This is a genomic window from Streptomyces sp. NPDC031132 (assembly GCF_055570595.1).
Window position 1 is genome coordinate 342263 of sequence record NZ_JBVIGX010000005.1, and the last position, 26377, is coordinate 368639.

Annotated in this window: 22 protein-coding genes; 8 read left to right on the top strand and 14 right to left on the bottom strand. The window is 73.3% G+C overall.

Annotated features, from left to right (window positions below):
• Nucleotides 1-12 precede the first annotated feature (12 nt).
• Complete coding sequence (locus ACZ49B_RS11000) at nt 13-2223, bottom strand: xanthine dehydrogenase family protein molybdopterin-binding subunit (RefSeq protein WP_468303251.1); 2211 nt, start codon at nt 2221-2223, stop codon at nt 13-15.
• 321 nt (nt 2224-2544) lie between these two features.
• Between ACZ49B_RS11000 and ACZ49B_RS11005 the strand changes: the two genes are divergently transcribed.
• Nucleotides 2545-2793 carry an SCO4226 family nickel-binding protein gene (locus tag ACZ49B_RS11005; protein WP_468303254.1) on the top strand — a complete coding sequence of 83 codons (249 nt, stop codon included), beginning with the start codon at nt 2545-2547 and terminating at the stop codon, nt 2791-2793.
• A 220-nt stretch (nt 2794-3013) separates the two neighbouring features.
• On the top strand, nt 3014-4438 hold the full coding sequence (locus ACZ49B_RS11010) for a PP2C family protein-serine/threonine phosphatase (RefSeq protein ID WP_468303257.1): 1425 nt from the start codon (nt 3014-3016) through the stop codon (nt 4436-4438).
• A 127-nt stretch (nt 4439-4565) separates the two neighbouring features.
• On the opposite strand, the gene ACZ49B_RS11015 is transcribed toward ACZ49B_RS11010, so the two are convergent.
• Nucleotides 4566-6044 (bottom strand): DNA-binding protein NsdB, encoded by a 1479-nt coding sequence (locus ACZ49B_RS11015; RefSeq protein ID WP_468303260.1) that lies wholly within the window; start codon nt 6042-6044, stop codon nt 4566-4568.
• Nucleotides 6045-6275: 231 nt separating this feature from the next.
• Here ACZ49B_RS11015 and ACZ49B_RS11020 point away from each other — a divergent pair, with 231 nt between their 5' ends.
• Both ACZ49B_RS11020 and kstD read left to right on the top strand, forming a co-directional pair.
• A complete protein-coding gene (locus ACZ49B_RS11020) occupies nt 6276-7400 on the top strand; it encodes an aminoglycoside phosphotransferase family protein (protein ID WP_468303262.1) in 1125 nt (374 codons plus the stop codon).
• A 316-nt stretch (nt 7401-7716) separates the two neighbouring features.
• The gene (gene kstD, locus ACZ49B_RS11025; RefSeq protein ID WP_468303265.1) at nt 7717-9468 is read left to right on the top strand and encodes a 3-oxosteroid 1-dehydrogenase; all 1752 of its coding nucleotides are present in this window, start codon (nt 7717-7719) and stop codon (nt 9466-9468) included.
• 10 nt (nt 9469-9478) lie between these two features.
• Here the strand turns inward: kstD and ACZ49B_RS11030 are convergent, their stop codons facing one another.
• From ACZ49B_RS11030 to ACZ49B_RS11045, 4 genes are all read right to left on the bottom strand, one after another.
• Nucleotides 9479-9979: a hypothetical protein gene (locus ACZ49B_RS11030; RefSeq protein ID WP_053787178.1), complete on the bottom strand. Its 501-nt coding sequence runs from the start codon at nt 9977-9979 to the stop codon at nt 9479-9481.
• 151 nt (nt 9980-10130) lie between these two features.
• The gene (locus ACZ49B_RS11035) at nt 10131-10982 is read right to left on the bottom strand and encodes a maleylpyruvate isomerase family mycothiol-dependent enzyme (RefSeq protein ID WP_468303267.1); all 852 of its coding nucleotides are present in this window, start codon (nt 10980-10982) and stop codon (nt 10131-10133) included.
• Between the two features lie 32 nt (nt 10983-11014).
• Nucleotides 11015-13912, bottom strand: a complete 2898-nt coding sequence (locus ACZ49B_RS11040; protein ID WP_468303270.1) for an ATP-binding protein — start codon at nt 13910-13912, stop codon at nt 11015-11017.
• A 145-nt stretch (nt 13913-14057) separates the two neighbouring features.
• Nucleotides 14058-14477: an ACT domain-containing protein gene (locus ACZ49B_RS11045; RefSeq protein WP_468303273.1), complete on the bottom strand. Its 420-nt coding sequence runs from the start codon at nt 14475-14477 to the stop codon at nt 14058-14060.
• 26 nt (nt 14478-14503) lie between these two features.
• Here ACZ49B_RS11045 and ACZ49B_RS11050 point away from each other — a divergent pair, with 26 nt between their 5' ends.
• A complete protein-coding gene (locus ACZ49B_RS11050; RefSeq protein WP_468303276.1) occupies nt 14504-15703 on the top strand; it encodes a low temperature requirement protein A in 1200 nt (399 codons plus the stop codon).
• A gap of 20 nt (nt 15704-15723) precedes the next feature.
• On the opposite strand, the gene ACZ49B_RS11055 is transcribed toward ACZ49B_RS11050, so the two are convergent.
• From ACZ49B_RS11055 to ACZ49B_RS11080, 6 genes are all read right to left on the bottom strand, one after another.
• Complete coding sequence (locus ACZ49B_RS11055; RefSeq protein WP_468303279.1) at nt 15724-16233, bottom strand: hypothetical protein; 510 nt, start codon at nt 16231-16233, stop codon at nt 15724-15726.
• A 134-nt stretch (nt 16234-16367) separates the two neighbouring features.
• Nucleotides 16368-16607, bottom strand: a complete 240-nt coding sequence (locus ACZ49B_RS11060; RefSeq protein ID WP_266631936.1) for a DUF397 domain-containing protein — start codon at nt 16605-16607, stop codon at nt 16368-16370.
• 130 nt (nt 16608-16737) lie between these two features.
• Entirely contained in the window at nt 16738-17913 is a 1176-nt protein-coding gene (locus tag ACZ49B_RS11065; RefSeq protein WP_468303282.1) for a thiolase domain-containing protein, read from the bottom strand.
• Nucleotides 17910-18977 carry a thiolase domain-containing protein gene (locus ACZ49B_RS11070; protein ID WP_468303285.1) on the bottom strand — a complete coding sequence of 356 codons (1068 nt, stop codon included), beginning with the start codon at nt 18975-18977 and terminating at the stop codon, nt 17910-17912. The genes ACZ49B_RS11065 and ACZ49B_RS11070 overlap by 4 nt, the downstream gene beginning before the upstream one ends.
• Complete coding sequence (locus tag ACZ49B_RS11075) at nt 18977-19939, bottom strand: Zn-ribbon domain-containing OB-fold protein (protein ID WP_468303288.1); 963 nt, start codon at nt 19937-19939, stop codon at nt 18977-18979. Before ACZ49B_RS11075 ends, ACZ49B_RS11070 begins: the two co-directional genes overlap by 1 nt.
• Before the next feature lie 60 nt (nt 19940-19999).
• The gene (locus tag ACZ49B_RS11080; RefSeq protein ID WP_468303291.1) at nt 20000-20800 is read right to left on the bottom strand and encodes a crotonase/enoyl-CoA hydratase family protein; all 801 of its coding nucleotides are present in this window, start codon (nt 20798-20800) and stop codon (nt 20000-20002) included.
• A gap of 190 nt (nt 20801-20990) precedes the next feature.
• Between ACZ49B_RS11080 and ACZ49B_RS11085 the strand changes: the two genes are divergently transcribed.
• Nucleotides 20991-22640, top strand: a complete 1650-nt coding sequence (locus tag ACZ49B_RS11085) for an acyl-CoA synthetase (RefSeq protein ID WP_468303294.1) — start codon at nt 20991-20993, stop codon at nt 22638-22640.
• A gap of 65 nt (nt 22641-22705) precedes the next feature.
• On the opposite strand, the gene ACZ49B_RS11090 is transcribed toward ACZ49B_RS11085, so the two are convergent.
• Nucleotides 22706-22921: a hypothetical protein gene (locus ACZ49B_RS11090; protein ID WP_468303297.1), complete on the bottom strand. Its 216-nt coding sequence runs from the start codon at nt 22919-22921 to the stop codon at nt 22706-22708.
• A 191-nt stretch (nt 22922-23112) separates the two neighbouring features.
• Nucleotides 23113-23976 carry an alpha/beta fold hydrolase gene (locus ACZ49B_RS11095; protein WP_468303300.1) on the bottom strand — a complete coding sequence of 288 codons (864 nt, stop codon included), beginning with the start codon at nt 23974-23976 and terminating at the stop codon, nt 23113-23115.
• A gap of 110 nt (nt 23977-24086) precedes the next feature.
• Here ACZ49B_RS11095 and paaK point away from each other — a divergent pair, with 110 nt between their 5' ends.
• Nucleotides 24087-25388, top strand: a complete 1302-nt coding sequence (gene paaK, locus ACZ49B_RS11100; protein WP_468303303.1) for a phenylacetate--CoA ligase PaaK — start codon at nt 24087-24089, stop codon at nt 25386-25388.
• A 119-nt stretch (nt 25389-25507) separates the two neighbouring features.
• The gene (locus ACZ49B_RS11105; protein ID WP_468303306.1) at nt 25508-26329 is read left to right on the top strand and encodes a YhjD/YihY/BrkB family envelope integrity protein; all 822 of its coding nucleotides are present in this window, start codon (nt 25508-25510) and stop codon (nt 26327-26329) included.
• The last annotated feature ends 48 nt before the right edge of the window (nt 26330-26377 follow it).

Genomic DNA, 26377 nt, shown 5'->3' on the forward strand with positions numbered 1-26377 from the left:
TGACGGGCTGTGCTAGCGGGGGTACGGGGTGAAGTCGACGTCGAAGTCGAGGGGGAAGCTGCGCGGCTTGTTGCCGGTGGCCCGGGCCCAGGCGTTGGCGATGGCCCCCACCGCGGCGGGTACGCCGAGCTCGCCCGCGCCGCCCGGCTCCTCCCCGGTGGCCGGCAGCACGAAGACCCGTACGTCCTGCGGGGTGTCGCGCTGCCGGGCCCAGTGGAACTGACTGTAACTGCCCTCCAGCGGCAGCCCCTTGTCCAGGTGCAGCCCGGCCTTCAGGGTGGTGGAGATCGCGTCGGTGAGGCCGCCGATCATCTGGGCCTCCAGTCCGCGCGGGTTGACGGGCAGGCCCACGTCGACCGCGATGACGGCCTTGGTGACGCGGACGCGCTCCGGGTCGCGGGCGTCGATCTCGACCAGGCAGGCGGTACGGGACTTGTACTCGTCGTGGAAGGCGATGCCCTGCGCGCAGCCCGCCGGCATGGGCCGTCCCCACTCCCCCTCCGTCGCCGCCTTGTCGAGCACCGCGCGCTGGGCCGCGGTCTTCAGGAAGGTGCGCCGGAACTGGTACGGGTCCTTGCCGGTCCGCGCCGCGAGCTCGTCGACGACGATCTCCTCGGCGCCCCGGGTGTTGGCGGAGTACACCGAGCGCCAGGAGCCGGTCGGGATGCCGGTGGGCACCTCGCTGAGCCCGTGCGTGGTGAGCCCGAAGTGGTACGGGGACTTGATCGTGGTGTGGAACAGGGTCTGCGCCAGGGTCGCGTTGCCGATGCCGAGCGGCAGGCTGGCTGCGGTGGCGGTGATGATCTCGCCGAGCCCGTGCCGGAAGTCGGTCTCGGCGGCGGCCACCCGGTGCTCGAAGCTGAGCACCTCGCCCAGCAGGTGGGTGGCGCGGATCTTGTGGTGGGTGGCGGGGCGCATCCGGCCGTGCCGGGTGTCGTCGACGCGGGTCCACATCAGCCGGACGGGACGGCGGCAGGCCTTGGAGACGCGGGCGGCCTCCAGGGCGGCGTCGAAGAAGAGCCGCCGCCCGAAGGAGCCGCCGGCCTGGACCACGTGCACGGTGACCTTGTCGAGCGGAAGGCCGAGGTCTGCGGCGATGGTCTCGCGGGCCACGATCGGGGACTTCAGCCCGGACCAGATCTCGGCGCGGTCGTCCCGCACGTCGGCCACGGCGGAGTTGGTCTCCATGGCCGCGTGGCTGACGAAGGCGAAGTCGAACTCGGCGTCCACGTACGGGGTGAGCAGCGGCGGCACCAGCAGCGGCGGGGTGGCGGCGCGCAGCTTGGCGCGGATCTGCGCGTCCGAGAGCTGGTCGGCGGGGCCGGGACCCCAGGTGACCTGGAGGGCGGCCTTGGCGTCGAGGGCCTGGCCGAAGGTCTCGGCGACGACGGCGACCCCGGTCGGGACGGTGACCACGTGCAGCACGCCGGGCATGGCGCGGACGGCGGCGAGGTTGGCGACGGCCTTGACGCTGCCGCCGAGGGAGGGCGGGCGGCGCACGACGCAGGGCTTGGCGCCGGGCACGTCGAGGTCGAGGGTGTACTGCTGGGCGCCGGTCACCATCGCGCGGGCGTCGATCCGGCCGGTGGGTCTGCCGACGAGGGAGTGCTTCGCCGCGTTCTTCGGGGTGGCGCCGAGGACGATCAGGGCGGGGTCGGCGGCCGCCGCGGAGAGGCTGCCGTAGTCGGCGGTGCGTCCGTCGGGGGCCCGTACGGCGCCGTTCGCGGTGGTCAGCGAGGACGCGGCGAGGCCCCACCGGCGGGCGGCCGCGGCGACCAGGCGGGCCCGGGCGGTGGCGGCGGCCTGCCGGACCGGCCCGTAGAGCGAGCGGATGGAGTTGGAGCTGCCGGTGAGCTGGTTGAACAGCAGCTCGGGACGCGCGTCGTCCAGTTCCACGCGGACGGCGGCCAGCGGCGCGTCGAGCTCCTCCGCGACGAGCATGGCCACGGCGGTGGTGAGCCCCTGCCCGACCTCCTCGCGCGGCAGCCGGAAGCGGATGGTCCCGTCCGCCTCCACGGAGAGCGCCAGCAGGGCGGAGGTGGGGGCGCCGGCCAGGATGAACAGGTCGCCGAGGTCCACCAGATCGGCCGGGGCGGGCAGGCTCGGGACCACGGCGTGGGCGGGCTGCGGGGCGAGCACGTCGGCCCCGGCGCGGGTGACGAGGGCGAGCGTCGGCGCCGCCACGAGGTACGTGAGGAAGGAGCGGCGGCTCTGCCCGGTCATGTCGCTGTGTCCCCAACCCCTGCGCGGGCCCGCGTTCGCGGACCTCCCCCGGCTCGTTACCGACACGTAGGGTAGCGATCACCGGGTGGGCAGGGAAGCCGGGCGACAGGATGGGCCGCTCGGGGAGGGGGTCCTTCGTTCGGGGGGTACTCCCGCGGAGGCGTTGATCCCGCTCGGGTACGGGTTCTACCGCACCGAGGCCTCGCACATCTCGTCCGTACGATCGATCCGCCTCTCCCGGAGGGCCGGTTTCCGGCCGCGGGGGGACGATGGAAGGAGATAGGGCTGCACTCGCAAAGACACGTGAGGAGGTGTGCGGCGGTGGCGATGTACATGGATGTCCACCACGGCATGAAGGGCATCACGGAAGCCGAGCTGATGGCCGCCCACAAGGCGGACCTGGCGATCGAGGGCGACGAGAAGGTGCACTTCGAGCGCGCCTGGGCCGACCCGGAATCCGGCACGGTGTACTGCCTGTCCGAGGCGCCGTCCGCGGAGGCCGTGCAGCGGATCCACGAGCGCACGGGGCACCCGGCCAACGAGATCCACCCGGTGCCGCTCGTCGTGTGAGACCCGAGGCGGCCCGGAACCGCCGACGGGGTGCCGGCAGGGGCTGACCGGAAACGTTCGTACACGCGAAGGGGGGGCCGGGAGGCCCTTGGCATATGCCAGAAGCAACGACATTACGGATGTTGCCAAACGCCTTACGGGCCGTCGCCGCCTGTGCAACAGTCGTAACCGGTCCTTCCTTCAGACTTGGCCGTGCCGCGCCGCCTGTATCGGAGTTCTCATGCCGTCCCACCTCTTCGCGGACCGTCCCGCGCAGCCGCCCGAGCCCGGTTCGGTGGACGCCCTGATCTCTCAGACCCGGCGGCTGCGCGGCGAAGTGGCCGCGGTGCGCCGCGACACCGTCGTCGACGACGACGACGCCCAGGGCCGCTGGCAGCGCGCCCTGTGCGACCTCGCCGTCCACCACCTCGACGACCTGCGCGAGCACCTGGGACAGCTCAAGGAAGGCCTGCCGCCCGCCCCCGAACTCGGTGAACTCCCCGAAGGGGCGCCCTCGCCCGGGACCGAGCCCCAGCAGACCCGCGTGGGCAGCGCCGAGTGGAACCTGCTCACCGACGAGGTCAACTGGTCCGAGGAGCTGTTCCAGATCTTCGGGCGCTCGCCCGAGGCGGGCCCGCTCCCCCTCGACGAACTCGGCTCCACCCTCTTCTCCGAGGACCAGCCGCTGCTCACCTCGATGGTGACGGCCTGTCTGGTCGACGGCAAACCGATCGACGGCGAGTTCCGCATCGTCCGGGCCGACGGCCGCGTCCGGACGCTGCACATGCGAGGCGAGCCGGTACTCGACTCCGACGGCTGCACCGCCTCCATGTGGGCCGTGCTCCGGGACGTGAGTGAGCTGCGCCGAAGCCAGCGCGCCGTGCGCGAGTCCCGTGACTCGCTGCAGCGCCGGCGGGAGATCGCGCAGACCGAGCACCGGCTTGCGGTCGAGCTGCAGGAAGCCGTGCTCCCCCCGTGGCGCGGCTCCCTGCGGTTCCCGCACCACACCACCGGCGCGCTCGACGTCGCCGCGCACTACCTGCCCTCCGCGACGAGCGCCCTGATCGGCGGCGACTGGTACGACGCACTCGAACTACCGGACGGGCGCTCACTGTTGACGGTCGGCGACCTGACCGGGCACGGGGTGACCGCCACCTCCGGGATGGCGATGATGCTGGGCGCCCTGCGCGGCATGGCCATGGCAGGGATCGAGCCGGGCCCGCTGATGGGCTGGCTCAACCAGCTCCTGGAGACCTCCGTACAGCCGGCGCTCGGCTCGGCCGTCTGCTGCCGCTACGATCCCGCGCGCCGCGTGCTCTCCTGGGCTCAGGCCGGCCATCCCGCGCCGCTGTTGTTCCGCGGCAGCTCGGGCCGTGCCCTGCAGCCGCCGGAGGGCGTACTGCTGGGCGCGACCTCCGGGGCGGCGTACGGGCAGGCCGAGGAACGGCTGCAGGTCGGCGACGTACTCGTCCTGCACACGGACGGACTGACGCCGCGCAGCATCGAGTTCAGCCGGGCGGACGGCACCGAGCGGCTGCTGGCGCTCGCGCCGCGGTTCACGGCGGCGCGGTCGGCGCAGGACTGCGTGCGGATGGTGGTCGAGGAATTCGGCGAGAGCGAACGCGAGGACGACGCCTGCGTCCTGGTGGCCAGGGTAGGGGGCTGAGCGCCGACGACGGGCCGACGGGTACGACGTCTCAGGGCCGCGCCGGAAGGCGCGGCCTTTCTCGTCTCCGTACGGGTACCGCCGGCGGTGCCGGTGCACGCACCGGCGCGGGATGCCCGCGCAAGGCCTAGACGGTGCGCTGCGTCGGGCTGTTCGGCAGGGCCATTTCGATCTCCGCGCGCAGGTCCTCGATGCGCGCGTACCCCGCGTACTGGCCGGTGAGCCGGTACATCTCGCGCAGCCGGTCCCAGGTCCGGTGCGAGGAGGTCTCGTTCATCGAGACCAGCGCGAGCCGGGCGTAGCGGTCGGCCTGCTCCGGGTCGTCGGCGATGAAGCAGGCCGAGGCCATGGAGATGTAGTCGAAGATCTGCGAGCGCTGGTGGCCGCCGGACCGCAGTCGCAGCGCCTCGCGGGCGTGCCGCTGGGCGATCGGCGCGACGGAAGGGTCGTGTTCGGCGAGGGTGCGGAACGCCAGGGCCTGCATGCCGTGCAGGTCCGCCTCGTCGAAGTTCTGCATCCACGACGGCGGCGGCACGTCGCCCTTGTCCGACACGAACAGGTCCTCGGCCTCGCCGAGGGTGCGGCGCATGGCCTGGCCCTTGCCCATGGCGGCCTGGGCCCAGGCCTCGATGGTGTGCAGCATGGCGCGGGTACGGGGCAGGGTCTGCTCGCCGGAGCCCGACTGCGCCAGCTTCATGAGGTCGAGGGCCTCGTGCGGCTTGCCCAGGTGGACCATCTGGCGCGCGGCCCGGGACAGCGCTTCGCCGGCCCGCGGCCGGTCCCCGCCCTCCCGGGCGGCGTGCGCGGCGATGACGAAGTACTTCTGCGCGGTGGGTTCGAGGCCCACGTCGTGGGACATCCAGCCCGCCAGGACGGCGAGGTTGGCCGCCACGCCCCACAGCCGCCGCTGCAGGTGGTCGGGGTGGTGGTACGCGAGCATGCCGCCGACCTCGTTGAGCTGGCCGACCACGGCTTTGCGCTGCAGTCCGCCCCCTCGGGAGGCGTCCCAGGCGCGGAAGACCTCCACGGAGCGCTCCAGGGCCTCGATCTCCTGGGAGCCGATGGGGGCGGCCTCGTAGCGGTCGTAGCCGGCCGGGTCGGCCTGGAAGGAGTCGCCGAAGGTCTGTGGGGTCTTGGCGGGGACGGGATCGGTGTGGAGCCAGTCGTTCATGGCGTGGGTGAGGGCGGAGCCTGCGGTGAGCGCGACACCCGCGCCCATCAGACCGCGTCGGTTGAGCATGAGGTCCATTCCCGTGAATTCGGTGAGGACCGCGGCTGTGCGTTCGGGCGCCCAGGGCATTCCGTCGGGGTCCTTCGCCCCGTCCGGCTGCCGTTTGGAGGTGCGCCGCTGCCGTACGAACCCGAGGTCCTCGATGGTCACGACACGACCGAGCCGCTCGGTGAACAGGGCTGCCAGTACGGTGGGCACCGGTTCGCGCGGGGTCTCCCCCATGTCGATCCAGCGCCGTACCCGCGAGGTGTCGGTGGCCAGTTGGTGGTGGCCCATGGCCGCCGCCTGCCGGTTGACCATCCTCGCCAGCTCACCCTTCGACCAGCCGGCCAGGCCGAACAAGTCGTTCAGGCGGGTGTTTGGTCCTTTGCTCACGTCAAGCCCCCAGGTTCTCGGCTGATTTGACAGTAGCCCGCCGTCAGATGCCCAGCGACTATTCGCCAGGCTTCGCCAGGGCACGCAAGATGGTCCGCCACCCACGGCCGGGTGTCAGGTAGGAATGCGCCTCCCCGACCCGGTCTCCGGGCGGAACTCCCCAGGGTGAAGTACGGGACCGGCGGGGTGGCGTACGCAACTCGTCGGCGCACGAAGGGATCCGTAAACGCCATGTACGCAGCAACGTCCTCCGTGTCCGCCCCGGTCCGGCCGCACCGCACGCTCCAGGCGGGCGGCGGCCCCTACCTCGATCCCAGCCGTCAGGCGTCGCCGGTACAGGGCGCCGTACGGGCGCGGCGGATGCCGGGGGCCGGATCGCAGCCGCTCAGCGGAAGAATCGACCTCTCGGGGCCGCAGGGTGCGCAGCTGCGCACCGCGCTCGCCTCGGTGCAGCGCATCTGTCCCGAGTTCGCTCCCGTGCAGGTGCTGCGGCGCAGCGGCCGGTCGGTCCTCCTGGTCGGGACGACGGGCCGGATGACCGCCGTCGCCAAGGTTTTACTGGACCACTCGCCGGAATGGCGCGAGCGGTACCGGCACGAAATAGCGACGTACCGGGCGTTCGTCCGACACCGCCCGCCGGTCCGGGTGCCGCGGCTGATCGCCGCGGACCCCGAGAACTGCACGCTGGTGGTCGAACGGATGGCGGGCCGGGTCGCAGCATTGCAGCGGCACCCCGTGGAGGCCCCGCCGCGGGCCGACGTACGGGCCGCCCTGGGCGCGGTCTGCCGGGTGAACCAGTGGCGCCCGCCGACCGATCTGTTCGGGGACCCGCTGAACTACCCGCAGCGGGTGGCGCGGTACCACGAACTGGGACTGCTCACCGACCGGGACCTGGGTGATCTGCAGAAGCTGCTGTGCGGGCTGAAACTGGCCGGCGTGCAGCGGCAGTTCAACCACGGTGACGCGCTCCTGTCGAACCTGCTGCTGTCCCCGGCCGGGCCGGTGCTGCTCGACTGGGAGCACGCGGGCTGGTACCTGCCCGGCTACGACCTGGCCACGCTGTGGACGGTGCTGGGCGACGCCCCGGCCGCCCGCAGCCAGATCAGCCGGCTCGCCCAGTCGGCCGGTCCGGCCTCGCGGGACGCCTTCCTGGTCAACCTGATGCTGGTGCTGACCCGGGAGATCCGGATGTGCGAGACGGCGGTCCAGCGCTCCATGCTGGCGACCGCCCCCACCCAGCCCCTGCCGGCGGGCGCCCTGTCCTCAGGCGAGGAGCAGCGGCTGCTGCTGCGCCGTCTGCACGACGACTGCGGCATGGCCCGCAGGGCGGTACGCGCGGCGGTCGGAACCCGCTGATCCCGGCGGCCCGCACCCCGTACGAAAATCCCGTGGTGTACGCACTCGATGTGCGTACCACGGGATTTCGTGCGTTCGGGGACGTCTCGGCCCGTCTCGCCACCCCTGCGCATGTCTTGACATCACATGATCCCCCGAACACCTTTTCTGACTCAGCATCAGACGTGCTGGAGCCGCCTTCCCGCCCTCCCCACTCCGCTGGAGCCCGCCCATGTCCGCAAGCGCCGGTCCCGTACGCCCTGGTCCCGTACGCCCTGATCCCGCGAGCCCCGGTCCCGCGAGCCCCGGTCCCGTGCCGGCCGGTCCCGCGAGCCCTGTGCTCCCCTCCCGCCGGACGGTCCTCGCCGGGGCCGGGGCGGGGGTGGTCGCGGCCGCCGTGCTGCCGTCGGCGCTCGCGCGGGCCGCCGACGGGGTTCCGCTCGGCGAGTACGACGTCGTCGTGGTCGGGTCCGGGGCCTCCGGGATGACCGCCGCGCTCACCGCCGCCAAGCGGGGTCTGAGCGTGCTGGTGATCGAGAAGGCGCCGACCTTCGGCGGTTCGGCGGCGCGCTCGGGGGCCGGGATCTGGCTGCCGAACAATTCGGTGATCCTGGCCGCGGGGGTGCCGGACACCCCGCAGAAGGCGGCCGCGTACCTGGCGGCGGTCGTCGGCGACGGCTCGCCGGCGGACCGGCAGGCGGCCTTCCTCGCCGCCGGTCCGCGGATGCTGGACTTCGTGATGGCCAACAGCCCGCTGCGCTTCCGGTACATGGAGGGGTACAGCGACTACTACCCGAACCTCCCGGGCGGGCTGCCGAACGGCCGGTCCATCGAGCCCGACCAGATCGACGGCCATCTCCTGGGCGACGAACTGGCCCGGCTGAACCCGGCGTACATGCCGGTCCCCGCCGGGATGGTGGTGTTCAGCCAGGACTACAAGTGGCTGAACCTGGCGGCCGTGAACGCCAAGGGCCTGGCGGTGTCCACCGAGTGCCTGGCGCGGGGCACCAAGGCCGCGCTGTGCGGGCAGAAGCCGCTCACGATGGGCCAGGCACTGGCGGCCGGCCTGCGGATCGGGCTGATGCAGGCGGGGGTGCCGGTCTGGCTGAACAGCCCGCTGGTCGACCTGGTGCAGGAGGCGGGCGCGGTCACCGGTGTGGTGGTGGAGAAGGAGGGCGTACGGGGGGTCGTACGGGCCCGCAAGGGCGTGGTCGTCGGCTCCGGCGGGTTCGAGCACCACGCGCAGATGCGGGCGCAGTACCAGCAGCAGCCGATCGGCACCCAGTGGTCGGTGGGCGCCAAGGAGAACACGGGCGACGGGATCCGGGCCGGGCAGCGGGCGGGTGCGGCGCTGGCGCTGATGGAGGACGCGTGGTGGGGTCCGTCGATCCCGCTGCCGGGCGAGCCGTACTTCTGTCTCGCCGAACGGACCCTGCCGGGCGGGCTGATGGTGAACGGGGCGGGGGCGCGGTTCGTCAACGAGGCGGCGCCGTACAGCGACGTGGTGCACGTGATGTACGAGAAGGACCGGGGCGCGGTCGGCTCCCACATCCCGGCGTGGCTGATCGTGGATCAGAACTACCGCAGCAAGTACCTGTTCAAGGACATCCTGCCGACGATCGTCTTCCCGGATTCGTGGTACCAGGCGGGCGCGGCGAAGAAGGCGTGGACCTGGGACGCGCTGGCCGGGCAGATCGGGGTCCCGGCGGGAGCGCTCCGGGCGACCCTCAACCGGTTCAACGCGCAGGCGTGGAACGGGACCGACCCCGACTTCCACCGCGGCGACACGGCGTACGACCACTACTACACGGACCCGGGGGTCCAGCCGAACTCGTGCCTGGCCCCGATCTGGGCACCGCCGTTCTACGCCTTCAAGATCGTGCCGGGTGACCTGGGCACGAAGGGCGGCATCGTCACGGACGCGCGGGCGCGGGCGCTGCGCCCGGACGGCTCGGTGATCCGGGGCCTGTGGGCGGCGGGCAACGCGAGCGCGGCGGTGATGGGGCACAGCTACGCGGGGGCGGGGTCGACGATCGGCCCCGCGATGACGTTCGGCTATGTGGCGGCGAACGACATCGCGGACGCGTAGGGGGTGACCGTCATCCCTGCTGGAAGAGCTCGGCGGGGAGCGGCTTCAGGAGGGCGTACAGGTCGTCGGTGATGGGCCGGTCCCAGCTCGCGATGGTGACGAGCACGTTGTCGCTGCGGTCGAACTGCACGCAGCTGATCCGGCCCTCGGAGAGCTTGATCTTCCGGACGATGAGGAGGTTGTCGCCCTGCATGACGGGGCAGTCCTCGGTGCCGGTGACCTCGACGTCCTCGTCGTTCTCGAGGGCGTCGAGGAGCTGGGCCACCTCGAAGGGGACCTGGCCCTCGGTGAGCTCCCGGGCCGGGGAGCCCTCGGGGAGGTTGCCGATGATCATTGCGGGGCCGCGTCCGCCGAACAGGTCGTAGCGGAGAAAGACGCCCTGGCAGCTGCCGTCGGGCGCGGGCAGCAGCCCGGCCCCGAGATTGCCCGGCCAGTCCCCCGGATCCATGGCCAGGACGTCGAAGTCCGGGCCGGCGGGTGTGGCGGCGCGGTTGCGGCGGAGGAAGGACATGCCGCCATGGTACGTGCCCGCCCACGTTTTCCGGCCCCGGGCCCCGCCCGTCCGCCGGAGGGCGCGCCTCCGGACCGTCCCCCGTCGCGGGGTCCGGGGCGGAGCCCCGGTTTCGGGAAGGCGCGGGGTGGGGACGGGCTCCGCGCAGCAGTCAGACCGGGGGGACCAGGGTGAAGTAGTGCGGCAGCAGGTCCGCGTCCCCGGTGACCGCCAGGCCGGTGGAAGGGATCCGCCGCCAGAGGAACAGCATCAGGTCCGACGCCGTTCCCGCGGCCTCGACGTCCACCGGGTCCGTGACCCCGTACTCCACCAGGACCCGCTCCCCCGAGAACGTGACCGTCCAGGACTCGGGCCCGTCCGTCCGCCGGAAGCGGTACCGCTCCCCCGCCCCGGCCGGGGCCCCGGCCATGGCCCGCCGGAACGGGGCCATCGTTGCGAAGGTCTGCGGGACCGCGTCCACCGCGATCTCCGCGTCGATCGGCCCCGGCGCCCCGGTCGCGGACTCCGCGTCCCACCGGTGCACCGCCAGCTCGATGGTCTGCATCCGCAGCCAGAAGCCACTCGTGTGCTCCGCGGGCTCCCCGGCATCCGTCGACCACGTCCACACCGGCACGTCCGGGCCCAGCTCCCGGAACAGGCCCGCCAGCTGCCGTGCGCCCTGCGCGAACCACTCCGTCAGCGCCTCCGGCACCGGCCCCCGGTTCGGCTCGGTCTCCGGTTTCGGCCAGGCCGCCCGTACCGCCGGGTCCTGCGGGATCTCGAAGATCGTGAGATCGGTGGGGTCCGGGGCCTCGGCCAGGCGGTCGCTCAGGATGCGGCCCACGAACCGGTGCACCCCGCCCAGGTGCGCGACGAGGTCGGCGACCGACCAGCCGGGGCAGGACGGCACCATCGGGGCCGGTCCGTCGCCGGCTTCGGCGATCGCGCGCCGGATCGCCTTCTCGAAGGCCGACGTCTCGTTGCGGAAGTGGGAGAGCCTCTGACCGTGCTCGATGACGTCCATGACGGCACCCTGCCCCGCCGGCTCCCGCCCTGTCACCTCGGGCTCCGGGCGAACACCTCCAGCGCCTCCGCGAGCCCGGACCGGTCCGTGCCCAGCTTCCGGTAGAGCGGGGACAGGTCCCGGCCCCGCGCCGCCGGGTCGTCCCGTACGGCCATTTCCGCCACGCAGAATTCCTCGTCCGTCAGCCCGACCTCCCGGACCGCACCAGTCGTCGCCGCACCGCCCGTCTCCGCACCCCCGGTCGCCGCACCGCCCGTCTCCGCACGCCCGGTCGCCGCACCGCCCGTCTCCGCACCCCCGGTCGCCGCACCACCCAGGCTCGCCACCAGCCCGTCCGCCCCGCACTCCCGCGCCGTCGCCACCGCCCGCGCCAGCAGTTCCGCGTCCCCGAGCTCCGTGCCCAGCGCAGCCAGCGCGCACGCCAGCTCGTACCCGGCCGGTGAGGCCGACAGCAGCTCGACCGCCTCCGTCAGCAGCCCCGCCCGCTCCTCCGGGGCCGCCACCTCGGCCGCCACCCGCAGTGCCTGCCCCGCACCGGACGGGGCCCCGAAGGCGCGGGCCCGCCGCACCGCATCGGCGGCGAGGGCGCGCGCCCTGGCCGGGTCCTCCGCCGCCACCGCCCGGGCCAGGTGCAGCTGCCACGGGCACCAGGACGGGTTCTGGATCCCGCGCGGGCTCAGCCTGCGGTCCACGGCCTCGAGTTCGGCCGCCGCCGCCTTCGTCCGGCCGCGGGCCAGCAGCAGTTCGGCGTACACGGTCTGCGGGTCGGGGAAGACCACGGCCGCCGGGACGGACTCGCCGAACGCGTGCTCCCGCGCCAGCTCCCAGGCCTCGTCCACCCGTCCCCGCGCGAGCAGGGTCGTGGCGAGGATCGCGATGCTGTACCAGTGCACGGGCGTACCGCGCCCCACGCGCTCGGCGAGCCGCAGCCCGGCCCGGGCCAGTTCCTCGGCCTCCGCGAGGCGCCCGCGCCGGTAGCGGATGTACGCGCGCAGGCTGTACGCGAAGGACAGGTGGGCCCCGCGCCAGCCCTGCCGTTCGAACTCGGCGGTGCCGGCCTCGAACAGCTCCTCCGCCCGGCCGGGCCGGTCGGCGTACATGTGGACCATGGCGGCGAGCACCGGCACCTCGAAGCCGCGGTCCTCGTGGGCCCAGCTGAACTCCGTGCCCAGGGCGCGTACGGCGTGGTGCAGGACCACGTCCACCGGTTCGCCGCGCAGGCAGGCGTCCCAGGCGCGCAGCCCGATGATGTACCGCTCGGTGAGGTCGCGGCCGGGCAGCCGGTCGGCGAGCCGGGCCAGCCGGCGCGAGCGCGCCGGGGAGTCGGGCTCGACGGCGTCGAAGGCGTCCCACATGAACTGCTCGGACTGCAGGCGCAGTCGGGTCCGGGCGTCCGGGGTGTACGGGATCTCCCGCGCGAGCGAGTCCGAGGCCTCGGCGAGGCGGTCGCTGTGGGCGAGGACCTGGGCGAGCCGGATGACGATGCCCTGGCGCAGCGCGGGGTCGTCGAAGGGTTCGGCGAGCGCGGCCCGCAGGTGGTTCACGGTGTTCGCGGGTTCGGTGAGCAGGGAGGCGCAGCCGAGCTCGTACAGCACGGCGGCGCGCTCGCCGAAGTCCGGGGGCTCGCGCAGGGCGCGGGCGAGCTGGCGGCGGGCGGCCTCGGGGGCGCCGGCCCGCAGGTTCTCGGCAGCGGCCTCGCGCAGGGTCCGCACCACCCAGGGGTCGTTCTCGGGGTGGCTCTCCAGCAGGTGGCGGGCGGCGTTGGAGGCGCCGAGTCCGGCGTCGACGGCGGCCACGGCGGCCTGTCCGTGGAGGGCGACCCGCAGGGCGTCGGGGATGGCCCGGTACAGGGCGGTGGCGATGAGCGGGTGCACGAACTCCAGCCCGGCGTCGGGCTCTTCGCCGGGCCCGGACAGGATGCGGGCCTCCCGCAGCCGCCCGGTGGCGTCGGCGGCCTCCTCGGAGCCGAGGCCGGCGACCCGGGCTGCGAGCTCCTGCGGGATGGCGGTGCCCAGGACGGCGCAGGCCCAGCCGAAGCGGACGGTGGACGGCCCGAGGCGTTCGAGGCGGGCGACGAGGCCGCTGCCGCGCTGGGCGGCTGCGAGGTCGCGCAGCAGCGGGGCGCTGGCCGAGGTGGGGGCGAGGCCCTTGTCGCGGACCTTGGCGCTGAGCTCGACGGCTTCGAAGGGGTTGCCGGTGGTGACGGCCCAGGCCTCGCGGCAGAAGGCGTCGTCGGCGTGGTCGCCGACGGTCTCGCGGACCAGGGTGGAGACGGCGGCCTCGGTGAGTGGTGCGAGGGCCAGCGGGCGGTGTCCGGCGCGGCCGGGCAGCGTACGGAAGGCCTCGGCGTGCGCGGGCAGTTCCTCGGGGCGGTACGCGACGACGAGGAGCAGCGGGAGGTGTTCGGCGCGCGGGGCGAAGGCGGCGAGCCAGGAGAGGGATTCGGGGTCGGCCCAGTGGGCGTCGTCGAGGACGAGGGCGACGGGGGCGCGCTGGACGGCGAGGTGGGTGAGGACCCAGTCGAGACCGTCGCGCAGGCCCTGGGGGTCGGGCGGGGCGCCCTGTTCGGGGGCGCACAGGCCGAGCGCGGGGCCGACGATGGCGTACCAGCTGCCGAGGGCGGCGCGCAGTTCCACCTCGGAGCGGCCGGCCAGCTGGGGCTGGATGAGCTGGCGGGCGACGTGGAAGGGCTGGCTCTGCTCCTGTTCGCCGCCGCGGGCGGCCAGCAGGGTGCAGTTGCGGGCGAGGGCGCGGCGGCGCACCTCGGTGAGGAGGGTGGTCTTGCCGAGGCCGGCGGGGCCGGAGAAGGCCAGCAGCGCGCCGCCCGCGCCGGGGCCTGCGCCGGTGTCCGTGCGGCCGTCGGGGCCGGAGCCGGTGAGCTGCTCCAGGGCTTCGTCCACGATGGCGAGTTCCGCCTCGCGTTCGAACATGCTGCGCCGTGTGCGGGACCGGCGTTCCGTCATGGCTGGTACCCCCCGGGCCTGTTCGGGGCATCAGCGTACGCCCGCGCACGCGTGGTGGAAGGCCCTCTGCCGGGAAAGATCGGAATCTTTGGTATCAGGCCGTTGCAGGCCTCTACGGGTGTCCCTCTTGAGCCGAACGGGTTGCCAGTTGCTCCAGTACCGCGACGGCCTCGGCCGCCCGTTCGGCGGGGACGAAGAGGTGGTCGTGGTGGTACCCGGCGATGACGTTGCAGCTGAGTCCGTGCGCGGCGAGCTCGGCGGCGAAGGCGCCGGTGAGACCGACGGCGTCGAGGGCGGAGTGGATGCGCAGGGTGATCCACCCGCAGGTGTAGTCGTAGGCGAGGCCGGCGGCGTCGGCGTCCTCCCGGCGCAGGACCAGGGTGAGCCCCTCGGCCTCCAGCACGGTGGCGACGGGCGTGGTTCCGGCGGGCGGCGCCGTGGCTCCGGGGACGGTGCAGAAGACGTACCGCCCCTCGTGCAGCTCGGGGCGCATGCCGCTCAGCAGTTTCCTCAGGTCGCTCTCGCCGCTCATGCGGCCACCCTACCTATCATCCCGTTATGACCGATTCCGCGCCGGCAGCGTCGGCGCCCGCGGAGGGCGAACGGCACGCCTCCTGGCTGGAGCTGTTCTTCGATCTGACGGCGGTGGCGGGCGTCGCCCAGCTGGCGCACCTGCTGCACGGCAGCCCCGGCGGCGCCGACGTGGCGCTGTACGCGGTGATGTTCCTGGCCTTCTGGACGGGCTGGATGCTGTTCACGGTGTACGGGAACGTCAGCGGCGAGGAGGCCCGCACGTGGACGGTCCTGGCCGGGATGTTCGGCATGGCGGTGATGGCGGCCTCGGTGCACGGCGTGCGGGAGGAGCGGGCGGGGGCGTTCGCGCTGGCCTACATCCTCGTGCGGTCGCTGGCCGGCAAGGCGTGGGAGCGGCGCGGGGAGTACGTGCCGGAGCTGCCGATCACGCAGCTGGGGCTGGGGCTGACGCCGTGGGTCGTGTCGATGTGGTTCGACGGGACGGCGCGGTACGCGCTGTGGGCGCTGGGGCTGGCCATCGACCTGGCGGTGATGTTCTCGGTGTCCGGCACGAGGCTGGCCGCCCGGGTGGACGCGCGGTACGCGCAGGAGGCGGCGCGCAGGAGGCGGGCCGCGCCCAAGCCGGTGGCGGCGCTGATGGACGCGCCGCATCTCGGGGAGCGGCTGGGCCTGTTCCAGCTGATCGTGCTGGGCGAGGCGGTGGCCCAGGTGGTGGCCGCCACCTCGCAGGTGGAGTGGGACGCGGCGCTGTACGGGGTCGGCATCGGCGCGTTCCTGCTGTTGCTCCTGCTGTGGTCGCTGTCGCTGCGCCACGGGGCGGACGGGGTGCCGCTGCTGGCGTGGGACGTCCTTCCGGTACGGCTGGTCCTGCCGCTGCACTGCTTCGTCGCGGGCTCGGTGGCGGCGCTGGCTGCGGCGCTCGGCAACGCGGTGGAGTACACGGACCGCCCGGTTCCGGAGTCGGTGCGGTGGCTGCTGTGCGGGAGCCTCGCGGTGTACCTGGCGATCGCGGGGGTGGCGGCGGGAGCCTCGGGCCGCGGGATGCGGGAGGTCCTGCTGCTGGTGGGGCCGTCGCTGGCCGTCGTGCTGGGGGCGGGGGCCGTGGCCCGGGAAGCCGCGGCCGTACAACTGGTGTGGCTGCTGGTGCCGGCGGCGGCGTGGCCCCGGGTGATCCTGGAACGCCTCCCGCCGAGGCCGGCACCGGCTCGACCGACGATCCCGTAGCCCCTGGGGCGCCGCCCGGGTCAGGTGTGCTCGTAGATCCGGCGGTGCCACCAGGCGTACGGGACGCCACGCCACCCGGCCCAGTCATCGACGTACTCGATCCAGTCGGCCCAGTGGCCGGGTGGCGGATCCGGGTCGGGGAGGGTGCGGCGCCGGAACTCCGCGTCCAGGGCGCGCAGTACGCGGCCCAGCGCCGTGCGGGCCTGCGGCGGCAGCCTCCGGTAGACCTCGCCCAGCTCGTCCCGGACCGCGGCCACGTCGTCGAGCGCGCAGCACGGGCAGGCCGGCACCAGCGAGGCGACCAGCCGCAACCGGCCGCCGGGCCGCTTCAGGAAACCGCGGTACCGGCGCAAGAGGTACGCGAGATCGGCAGAACTCGCGCTCTGCTCGTGCAGGACCCATTGGGCGCCGGCACTCGCGGTCGGCGACAACCGGTCCACGGGGGGCAGTTCCCGCGCCCAGGCGGGCGGGCGGCGCCCTTCGAACGGTCCTTGCAGGGCGCGCAGCGCGCCGGGCCGTCTACGCGGCATCGCCCTTTCGGCGGATGATCGTCATACCGGCCACCCTCGCACATCCGGGCGGCCTCGTCAGGCGGATTTTCGCGGCGGCGCCACCGGCGCGGGCGGGTCCGCGTCCGGTGGTGCGCCGCCTCGGGCCGTACCGACTACGTCAGGTCGAACTCCCCGCCCCGCGCGTTCATGACGAACTTGCGCCACTCGTCCGGCGCGAAGATCAGCGAGGGGCTCTCGGGGCGGTCGCCGTTGCGCATTGCGATGAACCCCTCGACGAAGGCGATCTGGACGTCGCCCGCTCCCCGGCTGCTCGACTGCCAGTCCGCCCCGCTGAGATCGAGGTCCGGCTTGCCCCAGCCGGCCAGAGGCTGCGAAATCATGCTTTCGGCCACGTGCGTGCTCCTCCCGGTACGTCGTCCGGGGGCCAGAGTAACCATCGCAGCGGGTGCCGCACAGGCCACGGTGAGTCACCCGTGGCGTGTGCGGCACCAGCCGCGCGCCTCCCAGGAGGAGCAACTGCGTTCAGGAAGTCGGGGCCTGCGCCCCCACCAGCCACATCGCGAAGAACTGCGCGCCGCCGCCGTACGCATGCCCCAGGGCCCGTCGGGCGCCCGGCACCTGGTGCTCACCGGCCTGCCCGCGGACCTGGAGGGCCGCTTCCGCGAAGCGGATCATGCCGGAGGCGCCGATCGGGTTGGTGGACAGCACCCCGCCCGAGGGGTTCACCGGAAGGTCGCCGTCGAGCTCGGTGACCCCGGCCTCGGTGAGCTTCCAGCCCTCACCCTCCTCGGCGAAGCCGAGGTTCTCCAGCCACATCGGCTCGTACCAGGAGAACGGCACGTACATCTCCACCGCGTCGATCTCCCGGCGCGGATCGGTGATCCCGGCCTGCCGGTAGACGTCGGCCGCGCAGTCCTTGCCGGCCTGCGGCGAGACGAAGTCCTTGCCCGCGAAGAGGGTCGGCTCGCTGCGCATCGCCCCGCCGTGCACCCAGGCGGCGGGCTTCGGCGAACGGGCCGCGCCCGCCCGGTCGGTGAGGATCATCGCGCAGGCGCCGTCGGAGGACGGGCAGGTCTCGGAGTACCTGATCGGGTCCCACAGCATCGGCGAGGCCTGGACCTTCTCCAGGGTGATGTCGTGCTCGTGCAGGTGCGCGTACGGGTTCTTCAGCGCGTTGCGGCGGTCCTTGTACGCGACCAGCGAGCCGACCGAGTCGGGCGCGCCGGTGCGCCGCATGTACGCGCGCACGTGCGGGGCGAAGAACCCGCCGGCGCCCGCCAGCAGCGGCTGCTGGAAGGGGACGGGCAGCGACAGGCCCCACATGGCGTTGGACTCGGACTGCTTCTCGAACGCGAGGGTCAGGACGGTCCGGTGGACCCGCGCCGCGACCAGGTTGGAGGCGACGAGCGCGGTGGATCCGCCGACCGAACCGGCGGTGTGGACGCGGAGCATGGGCTTGCCGACCGCGCCGAGGGCGTCCGCCAGGTACAGCTCCGGCATCATCACGCCCTCGAAGAAGTCGGGGGCCTTGCCGATGACGACCGCGTCGATGTCCGCCCAGCTCAGCTCGGCGTCGGCGAGGGCGCGCGCGGCGGCCTCGCGGACCAGTCCGGCGATGGAGACGTCGTGGCGGGCGGCGACGTGCTTGGTCTGCCCGATCCCGACGATCGCGACCGGCTCCTTGCCCGACGTGCTCATGCGGGGTCCCCTTCCAGGACGGCGACCAGGTTCTGCTGGAGGCAGGGGCCGGAGGTGGCGTGCGCGACGGCCCGGTCGGACTCGCCGCGGTGGATCCGGGCGGCCGCCTCGCCGATCCGGATCAGGCCGGCGGCCATGACCGGATGGGCGGCGAGGGCCCCGCCGGACGGGTTGACGACGACGTCCTCGCCGAGGCCGAGCGCCTTGCGGAGGATCACCTCCTGGGAGGAGAACGGCGCGTGCAGTTCGGCCGTGTCCACCGGGCGTTCGAAGACTCCGGCCTGCTCGGCGGCGATCCGGGTCGACGGGGAGTCGGTGAGGTCGCGCAGCCCCAGTCCGTGCGCCTCGATGCGGTGGTCGATGCCGGTGATCCAGGCGGGCCGTTCGCACAGCCGCCGCGCCACGTCGCCCGCGGCGAGGATGACGGCGGCCACCCCGTCACCGATGGGCGGGCAGTCGCCGGTGCGCAGCGGCCGGACCTGGTAGTCGCCCTGCGGGACGGCGCCGCTGAGCTGGGCGTGCGGGTTGGCCTCGGCGGCGGCCCGGCTGCGGGCGCCGATGGCGGCGAGGGCGGGCTCGTCGGTCTCCCCCGCGTCGATGAGCGCCTGGGCCTGGAGTGCGGCGAGGGCCACCGCGTCGGGCCAGAGCGGAGCCAGGTAGTAGGGGTCGAGCTGGCGGGTGAGGACGTCGCGTACGGATCCCGGGGAGGACTTCCCGTACGAGTAGACGAGCGCGGTGTCGGCCTCGCCGGTCTGGATCTTGACCCAGGCCTCGTAGAGGGCCCAGGCGCCGTCCATCTCGACGTGGGACTCGGAGATCGGCGGCCAGGCGCCGACCCCGTCGAGCGTCATGGTGAAGGAGAAGGCCCGGCCGGCGAGGTAGTCGCTGGAGCCGGAGCAGGTGAAGCCGATCTCGGTGGCCTTCAGGCCGGTCTGCGCCAGCACCTGGTGCAGGACGGGCATGACCATCTCGACTTCGCTGGACTCGTCGGTGCGGCGCAGGTGGTCGCTCTGCGCGAACGCGACGACGGCCACCTCGCGTGCGTGCCTGCTCGTCCTGGGCATCAGATGAGCTCCTTGTACGCGTCGTAGTCCGCGTCCGGCTCGCCGGTGGGGCGGTAGTGGTCGGGGTAGCGGCCGCCCTCGCTCCACACCGGCTCGACGCGCAGTCCCATGCGGACCTGGTCGTACGGGATCCCGCCGATGCGGCCGTGGAGGGCGAGTCCGGCGCCGTCGAGGGCGATGTGGGCGTAGACGTACGGCACTTCGATGTCGAGGTTGCGTGCCTTGATGTTGACGATGCAGAAGGTGGTGACGGTGCCGGCGGGTCCGACCTCGACGTGGTCGGTGGTGGCGACACCGCAGGTGGGGCAGGCGCCGCGCGGGGGGACGTACACCTTGTGGCAGGAGGGGCAGCGCTCGCCGACGGTCTTCTGCTCGGAGAGGGCGTTGATGTACGCGGTCTGGGCGCGGCCGGGGCTGTACGTGTAGTCCAGGCGGGCCTCGGCGACGATGCCGGTGACGGGGTCGGCGAAGGCGCCGTCGTGCGGGGCGGCTTCACCGGCGGCCGGGCCCTCGTACGGTTCGAAGCAGGCGATGTCGGTGATGGCGCCGGTGCGCTGCTCGGCCCAGCGGATCCGGACCCGCATGCCGGTGTGGACGGCCTCGGGGCCGGGCGCGTCGAGGGCGTGCAGGATCGCGGTGTCCGCACCGTCGAGGCGGACGAGGGCCCAGGCGAAGGGGGTGGACAGGGGTTGCTGGGGGCGCGGGGTGCCGTTCCAGGCCCAGGTGGTGACGGTGCCGGTGGCGCCGACCTCGACGAGCTCGCGGATCTCCTCGGCGGTGACGGGGTCGTACTCGACGGGCGGCACCATCACCCTGCCGTCGGTGGTCTTCACGCCGAGGACGACGCCTTCGCGCAGCCCGGTGAGGAAGGCGCTCTGCACCGGCCCGAGGGAGCGGGTGAAGGGGAACTCGACGACGAGGGGCGCGCGAAGCACTTCGGGAGGGGACGCGGCTGCTGTCATGAGCGGCACTCCGATGTTCGAAACGGTCAACAACACGTGCGAGTCGGGGACCAGGACCGGCTACTCCCGCCGGTACACCGCGGGCCGCTTCTCCGCGAACGCCCGCGCCCCCTCCTTGGCGTCCGCGGTGTCGAAGATCGGCCAGCCGCGCAGCAGCTCCGAGGCCAGGCCTTCGGTCTCCGTCAGTTCGGCGGTCTCGTAGACCGAGGCCTTCACGGCCTCGACGGCCAGCGGCCCGCACGCATTGATCTGCTCCGCGATCTCCAGGGCCTTGGCCAGCGCGGTCCCCTCGGGGACGACCGACCCGACCAGCCCGATCCGTTCGGCTTCGGCGGCGGAGTACGGCCGGCCGGTCAGCAGCATCTCCAGCGCGTGCGTCCGCGCGATCTGCCGCGGCAGCCGTACCGTCGAGCCGCCGATCGGGAACAGGCCCCGCTTGACCTCGAACAGCCCGAAGGTGGCGCCCGCGCCGGCGACGCGGATGTCCGTGCCCTGCAGGATCTCGGTCCCGCCCGCCACGCAGTAGCCCTCCACCGCCGCGATCACCGGCTTGCGCGGCCGGTGGTGGCGGAGCATCGCCTTCCAGTGCAGGTCGGGGTCGGCCTTCAGGCGGTCCCGGTAGTGGTCGCCCGCCATCCCCTTCCCGGCCAGCGCCTTGAGGTCCATCCCGGCGCAGAAGTCCCCGCCCGCGCCCGTCAGGACGACCGAGCGGATCGTGTCGTCGGCGTCCGCCTCCAGCCAGCCGTCGTACAGCCCCACCAGCAGCGGCAGCGAGAGCGCGTTCTTCGCCTCGGGCCTGTTCATGGTGAGCACCAGCGTGGCGCCGTGGCGCTCCACGGTCAGGTGTTCGGTCCCACCCATTGCCGTCCTCCCGTCTCAAGACCTAGAACAGGTTGCAGGAGGGCCGGGTGCAGTTCAATAGTTTTCTGACACACAGTCAGATTTCTTGGGCCGCGCCCTTCCCACTTGGGCTGAGCGGCGCTCTAATGACCGCCGCGGGCAGCACAGCCATGGGCCCGGCAACGGGCAACCTCGGGGGTGAGGAGGAACGGTGGAGTACAACCTTGCCGACCTGTTCGAGTCGGTCGTCGACGTGGTCCCGGACCGCGAGGCCCTCGTGTACGTGGACCACCCGGGGACCGGCGCCGAGCGCCGCCTCACGTACGCGGAGCTGGACGCGGCGGCGAACCGCATCGCGCACCACCTGCTGGACAGCGGCTTGACGGCCGGCGAGCACCTGGGCCTGCACCTCTACAACGGCATCGAGTACCTGCAGACCGTCCTGGCCTGCCTCAAGGCCCGCCTCGTGCCGGTGAACGTCAACTACCGGTACGTGGAGGAGGAGCTCGTCTACCTCTACAACGACGCCGACCTCGCCGCGCTCGTCTTCGAGGGCGAGTTCACCGAGCGGGTGGCCGCCGCCCTCCCGCAGACGACGAAGCTGCGCCACCTGATCCGCGTCGGCCCGGTCCCCGAAGGCGCTCCGGAGCCAACGATCGCGCCGGTCCCGTACGAGGCCGCCGAGGCGGCCGGCTCGCCCGCGCGCGGCTTCGCGCCCCGCTCCCCCGACGACCTGTTCATCATCTACACGGGCGGCACCACCGGCATGCCCAAGGGCGTCATGTGGCGCGCGGAGGACCTGTTCTTCGCGGGGCTCTTCGGCGGCGAACCCTCGGGCGAGCCGGTGAAGCGGCCCGAGGAACTCGCCGAACGGGTCGCGTCGAAGGGCGCCGGGCTCACCTTCTTCCCCGCGCCCCCGCTGATGCACGGCACGTCGACGCTGACCTCGTTCATCGCCTTCAACTACGGCCAGCGGGTGGTAATCCACCGCAAGTACGCGCCGGAGGAGGTGCTCCGCACGATCGAGAAGGAGAAGGTGTCGAGCGTCTCACTGGTCGGCGACGCGATGCTCCGGCCTCTCGTCGACGCGCTGAAGGGCCCGCTCGAGGGGACCGACCTGTCCTCGTTGTTCAGCGTCTCCTCGTCCGGGGCGATCATGTCGGAGACGGTACGGGCCGAGTTCCAGCGGCTGGTGCCGAACGTGCTGCTCCTGAACAACTTCGGGTCCTCGGAATCCGGGTCCAACGGCCGGGCGGCCGAAGACTCGAGCCCCGAGAAGGGCTTCCGCCTCGTCGTCAACGACCGTACGCAGGTGGTGGACCCGGTGACGCACGAGCCGGTGCCGGTGGGCGTACCGGGGCGGCTCGCCCAGCGCGGCCACGTCCCGCTCGGCTACTACAACGACGCGGCGAAGACGGCCGAGACCTTCTTCCAGAAGGGTTCCGAGCGGTGGGTGCTGCTCGGGGACATGGCGACGGTGGACGAGGAGGGCATCGTCACGGTCCTCGGGCGCGGCTCGCAGTGCATCAACACGGGCGGCGAGAAGGTCTACCCGGAGGAGGTCGAGCAGGCGCTGAAGTCCCATCCGGACGTGTACGACGCCTTGGTCGCCGGGGTGCCGGACGCGAAGTGGGGCAATCACGTGGCTGCGGTGGTCCAGGTCCGGACGGGCGCCCCGGAGCCGAGCCTGGAGGAGATCCAGAGCCACTGCCGGACCCGGCTCGCGGGGTACAAGATCCCGCGCCAGCTGGTCGTCACGCCGGCCATCCAGCGCTCGCCGAGCGGCAAGGCGGACTACCGCTGGGCGAAGTCGGTGGCGACGGAGGCGGACGCCGGAGCGGGCGCGGACCAGGCGCACTGATCCGGCCCGGCGCCGCGGCGACAGGTGGGCCGACTGGCCCCGCAGGGCGCGCCCGCAGGGCCCGTCTACAGCTGGCTGCGCAGTTCGGCCGCCAGGGCGCGGGTCCAGGCCGCGAGCTCGTCGCGGTCCGTGCCCTGGCCCAGTACGTCGGCCTGCTCGTCGGAGAGCCGCACCGGGCCGGGGTGTTCCAGCAGGAGGGCCACCTCGGCCAGCAGCCCGACCAGGCGGCGGGCGCCGGCGGCGCCGAGCCGTACCGATACCGCGGGGTCGATGACGGACATCGCCGCCGCCTCCCTTCACGCCTCCTCCGGCGGGGGCATCTCCTTCGACCGTACGCCGACGGCCGGGGGGCCGCCTGCCGCCCGGCCCTCCTGTCGGTCCGGCCGTCCGCTCGGTCCGGCCGTCCGCTCGGTCCGGCCGTCCGCTCGGTCCGGCCGTCCGCTCGGTCCGGCCCTCCGCTCGGGCCCGGCGCTCAGGCCCCTTCGGCCAGGAAGCGCTCCACCCGGGCCGCGAACCACTGCGGGTCGTCCAGCCACGGGAAGTGCGCGCCGCCCGCCTGGACGTCGACGGCGCCGCGCGGGAAGAGCCCCGCGAGTTCGGCGGCGAGGGCGGCGGTGGGGTTGCTGTCCAGTGCCCCGGCCAGCACCAGCACCTCGCCGGCGACACGGCGGAGCCCGGCCCGGGTGGCGGGCGGGTCGAAGGCGCCGGGGCCGGCGTAGGCGGCGCCCGCCGCCGCGTTCTTCTCGCGGTCGCTCGCCTCGACGTGGGCGCGCGCCTCCTCGTCCCAGCGCCCGTAGGCGAGCGGCATCGTCCGGCGCCAGTCCGCCGGGGTGGGGGTGCCGCCGGCCGCCAGGATGCCGAGGATGCGCTCATAGGTGGCGATGGCCGCGTCGTAGGGCTCGCCGCCCGCCCGCTTCCGGACCACCTCCAGGCGCTGCTCCGGGGTCGAGTCGAGGCCCACGGCCCAGCAGGTCGGGGTGACCAGGACCAGGCGACGGACCCGCTCGGGGTGCGCGGCCGCGTACAGCTGGGCGAGGTTGCCGCCGGCCGAGTGCGCCAGCACGTCCATGCGTTCCAGGCCGAGGTGGGTGCGGAGCGCCTCGACGTCGGCGACCTGGTGGTCGACCCGGTACGTGGACTCGTCGGCCGGTATCGCCGAGTCGCCCGTGCCCCGCAGGTCGAGGAGGATCAGCCGGCGTCCGGCGGTCAGCCCGCCGAGATCGCCCAGGTAGGCGGAGGCCCGCATGGCGCCGCCCGGCAGGCAGACGAGCGGCTCGCCCTCGCCCAGGACGTGGTAGGCGAGTTCGGTTCCGTCGTAGGTGTTGAAGATCGGCATGGGCCCATCCCATCATGCGATCACTCGTTCGAGTCATTGATTTAGTCGCCGAGCTGGGGCAATCTACCGAATGATCGGTCGGTTGGCTCGGCTCTCGATGAGGTGACGGCATGACGGCGTCTGCGGATGTCCACGACGACAGTGAGCGGCTGAGCAGCGACGAGCTCGCCGCGCTCCAGCTGAAGCGGCTGCGCACCACGCTGAGCCGTGCCTACGAGCGGGTGCCCCACTACCGGCAGGCGTTCGACAAGGCCGGTGTGCACCCCGACGACTGCCGCTCCCTCGCCGATCTCTCCCTCTTCCCCTTCACCACCAAGGCCGACCTGCGCGAGCAGTACCCCTTCGGCATGTTCGCCGTGCCCCGCTCCGAGGTGCGCCGCATCCACGCCTCCAGCGGCACCACCGGCCGCCCCACCGTCGTCGGGTACACCGACGGGGACCTCTCCACCTGGGCGGACGTGGTGGCCCGGTCCATCCGGGCGGCGGGCGGCAGACCGGGCCAGATCGTGCACATCGCGTACGGGTACGGCCTGTTCACCGGCGGCCTCGGCGCGCACTACGGCGCGGAGCGGCTCGGCTGTACGGTCGTCCCGGCGTCCGGCGGGATGACCGACCGCCAGGTCCGGCTGATCCAGGACTTCCGGCCGGAGGTGATCATGGTGACGCCCTCGTACATGCTCACGCTGCTGGACGAGATGGAGCGTCAGGGCATCGATCCGCGCAGCACCTCGCTCCGTACGGGCATCTTCGGCGCGGAGCCGTGGACCGAGGAGATGCGCCGGGAGATCGAGCAGCGGCTCGACATCGACGCGGTGGACATATACGGCCTGTCCGAGGTGATCGGCCCGGGCGTGGCGCAGGAGTGCGTGGAGACCAAGGACGGCCTGCACATCTGGGAGGACCACTTCTACCCGGAGGTCGTCGACCCGTTCACCGGTGAGGTGCTGCCGGAGGGCGAGTCCGGGGAGCTGGTGTTCACCTCCCTCACCAAGGAGGCCATGCCGATCATCCGCTACCGGACCCGCGACCTGACCCGGCTGCTGCCCGGCACGGCGCGGCCGGCCTTCCGTCGGATGGAGAAGATCACGGGCCGCAGCGACGACATGATCATCCTGCGCGGGGTGAACCTCTACCCGACGCAGATCGAGGAGATCCTGCTGCGCACGCCCGGCCTGGCCCCGCACTTCCAGCTGCGGCTGACCCGGGAGGGCCGGATGGACGCGCTGACCGTACGGGTGGAGGCGCGCCGGGAGGCGGATGCCGCCCGGCGGGAGTCCGCGGCCGCCGCCGTGGTCCGGGCGGTCAAGGAGGGCGTCGGGGTCTCCGTGCGGGTCGAGGTGGTCGACCCGGAGACCCTGGAGCGCTCGGTGGGCAAGATCAAGCGGCTGGTGGACCTCCGCGAGGCGCAGTAGGCGGCCCGGGAGGGCCGGGGCGGAGGCCGAGCCCGGCTCGCACCGCGAAACCACCCCTTCGGGCCTACTTCGGGGGAGCCTCCGAGAGCCGGCGGGTCCGCCCGGGTAGTCCATGAGGCGTGACCTCGATCTTCCGACAGCTCCACGACCGGCTCCAGGCCTCCCCGGCCGGGCTGGCGTGGAGCCGGGGGCGGGAGATGGAGCTGATGCACCGGGCCATGGGCTTCGCCGCCCTCGGCTTCCTGACCCTGGTGCCGCTGCTGGTGGTCGTCGCGGCCGCCGCCCCCGGCAGCGGCTCCGGCTTCGGCCGCTGGCTCGGCCAGGCCCTCGGGGTCACCGAGTCCTCGCGGGCCCGGGTCGAGATGCTGTTCGGCGCGGCCGATCTGGCGCTCGAGCGGACCACGGCCTTCGGCCTCGCGGCCCTCGCCGTCTTCGGCCTGACCTTCGGCTCGGCCGTGCAGACCGGGTACGAGAAGGTCTGGGACCTGCCCACCGCCCGCTGGCACACCATGTGGCGGCACGTCGTCTGGCTCGCCCTGCTGGTCTGCTACCTCGGGCTGCTCGTCGGGATCCCCGCGCCGTCGAACGACGCCCCCGGCACGATCCTCGGCACCACCGGCGATCTTCTCGGCACCATCCTCTTCTTCTGGGGCTCGCAGCGGCTGCTGCTCGGCGGCCGCGTCCGCTGGCGGGCCCTGTTCCCGGGGGCGGTGGCGACCAGCCTGGGCCTGCTCGGCCTGCGCGTCTTCTCCCAGCTGGTGTTCTCCCCGCTGATCGCGTCGAACGCCGTCACCTACGGCCCCTTCGGCACCCTGCTGGTCGTGCAGTCCTGGCTGGTCGGCGTCGGCTTCGTCGTCTACGGCGGCGCCCTGGTCGGCCGCCTGGTCCACGAACACCTCACCGTCCGCCGCCTCCAGGACACGGGGCCGGTGCCCGAATGAGGCCCAGGGCGGGCGATGACCACGGCAGGAAACCGTGCCTGCCGAACC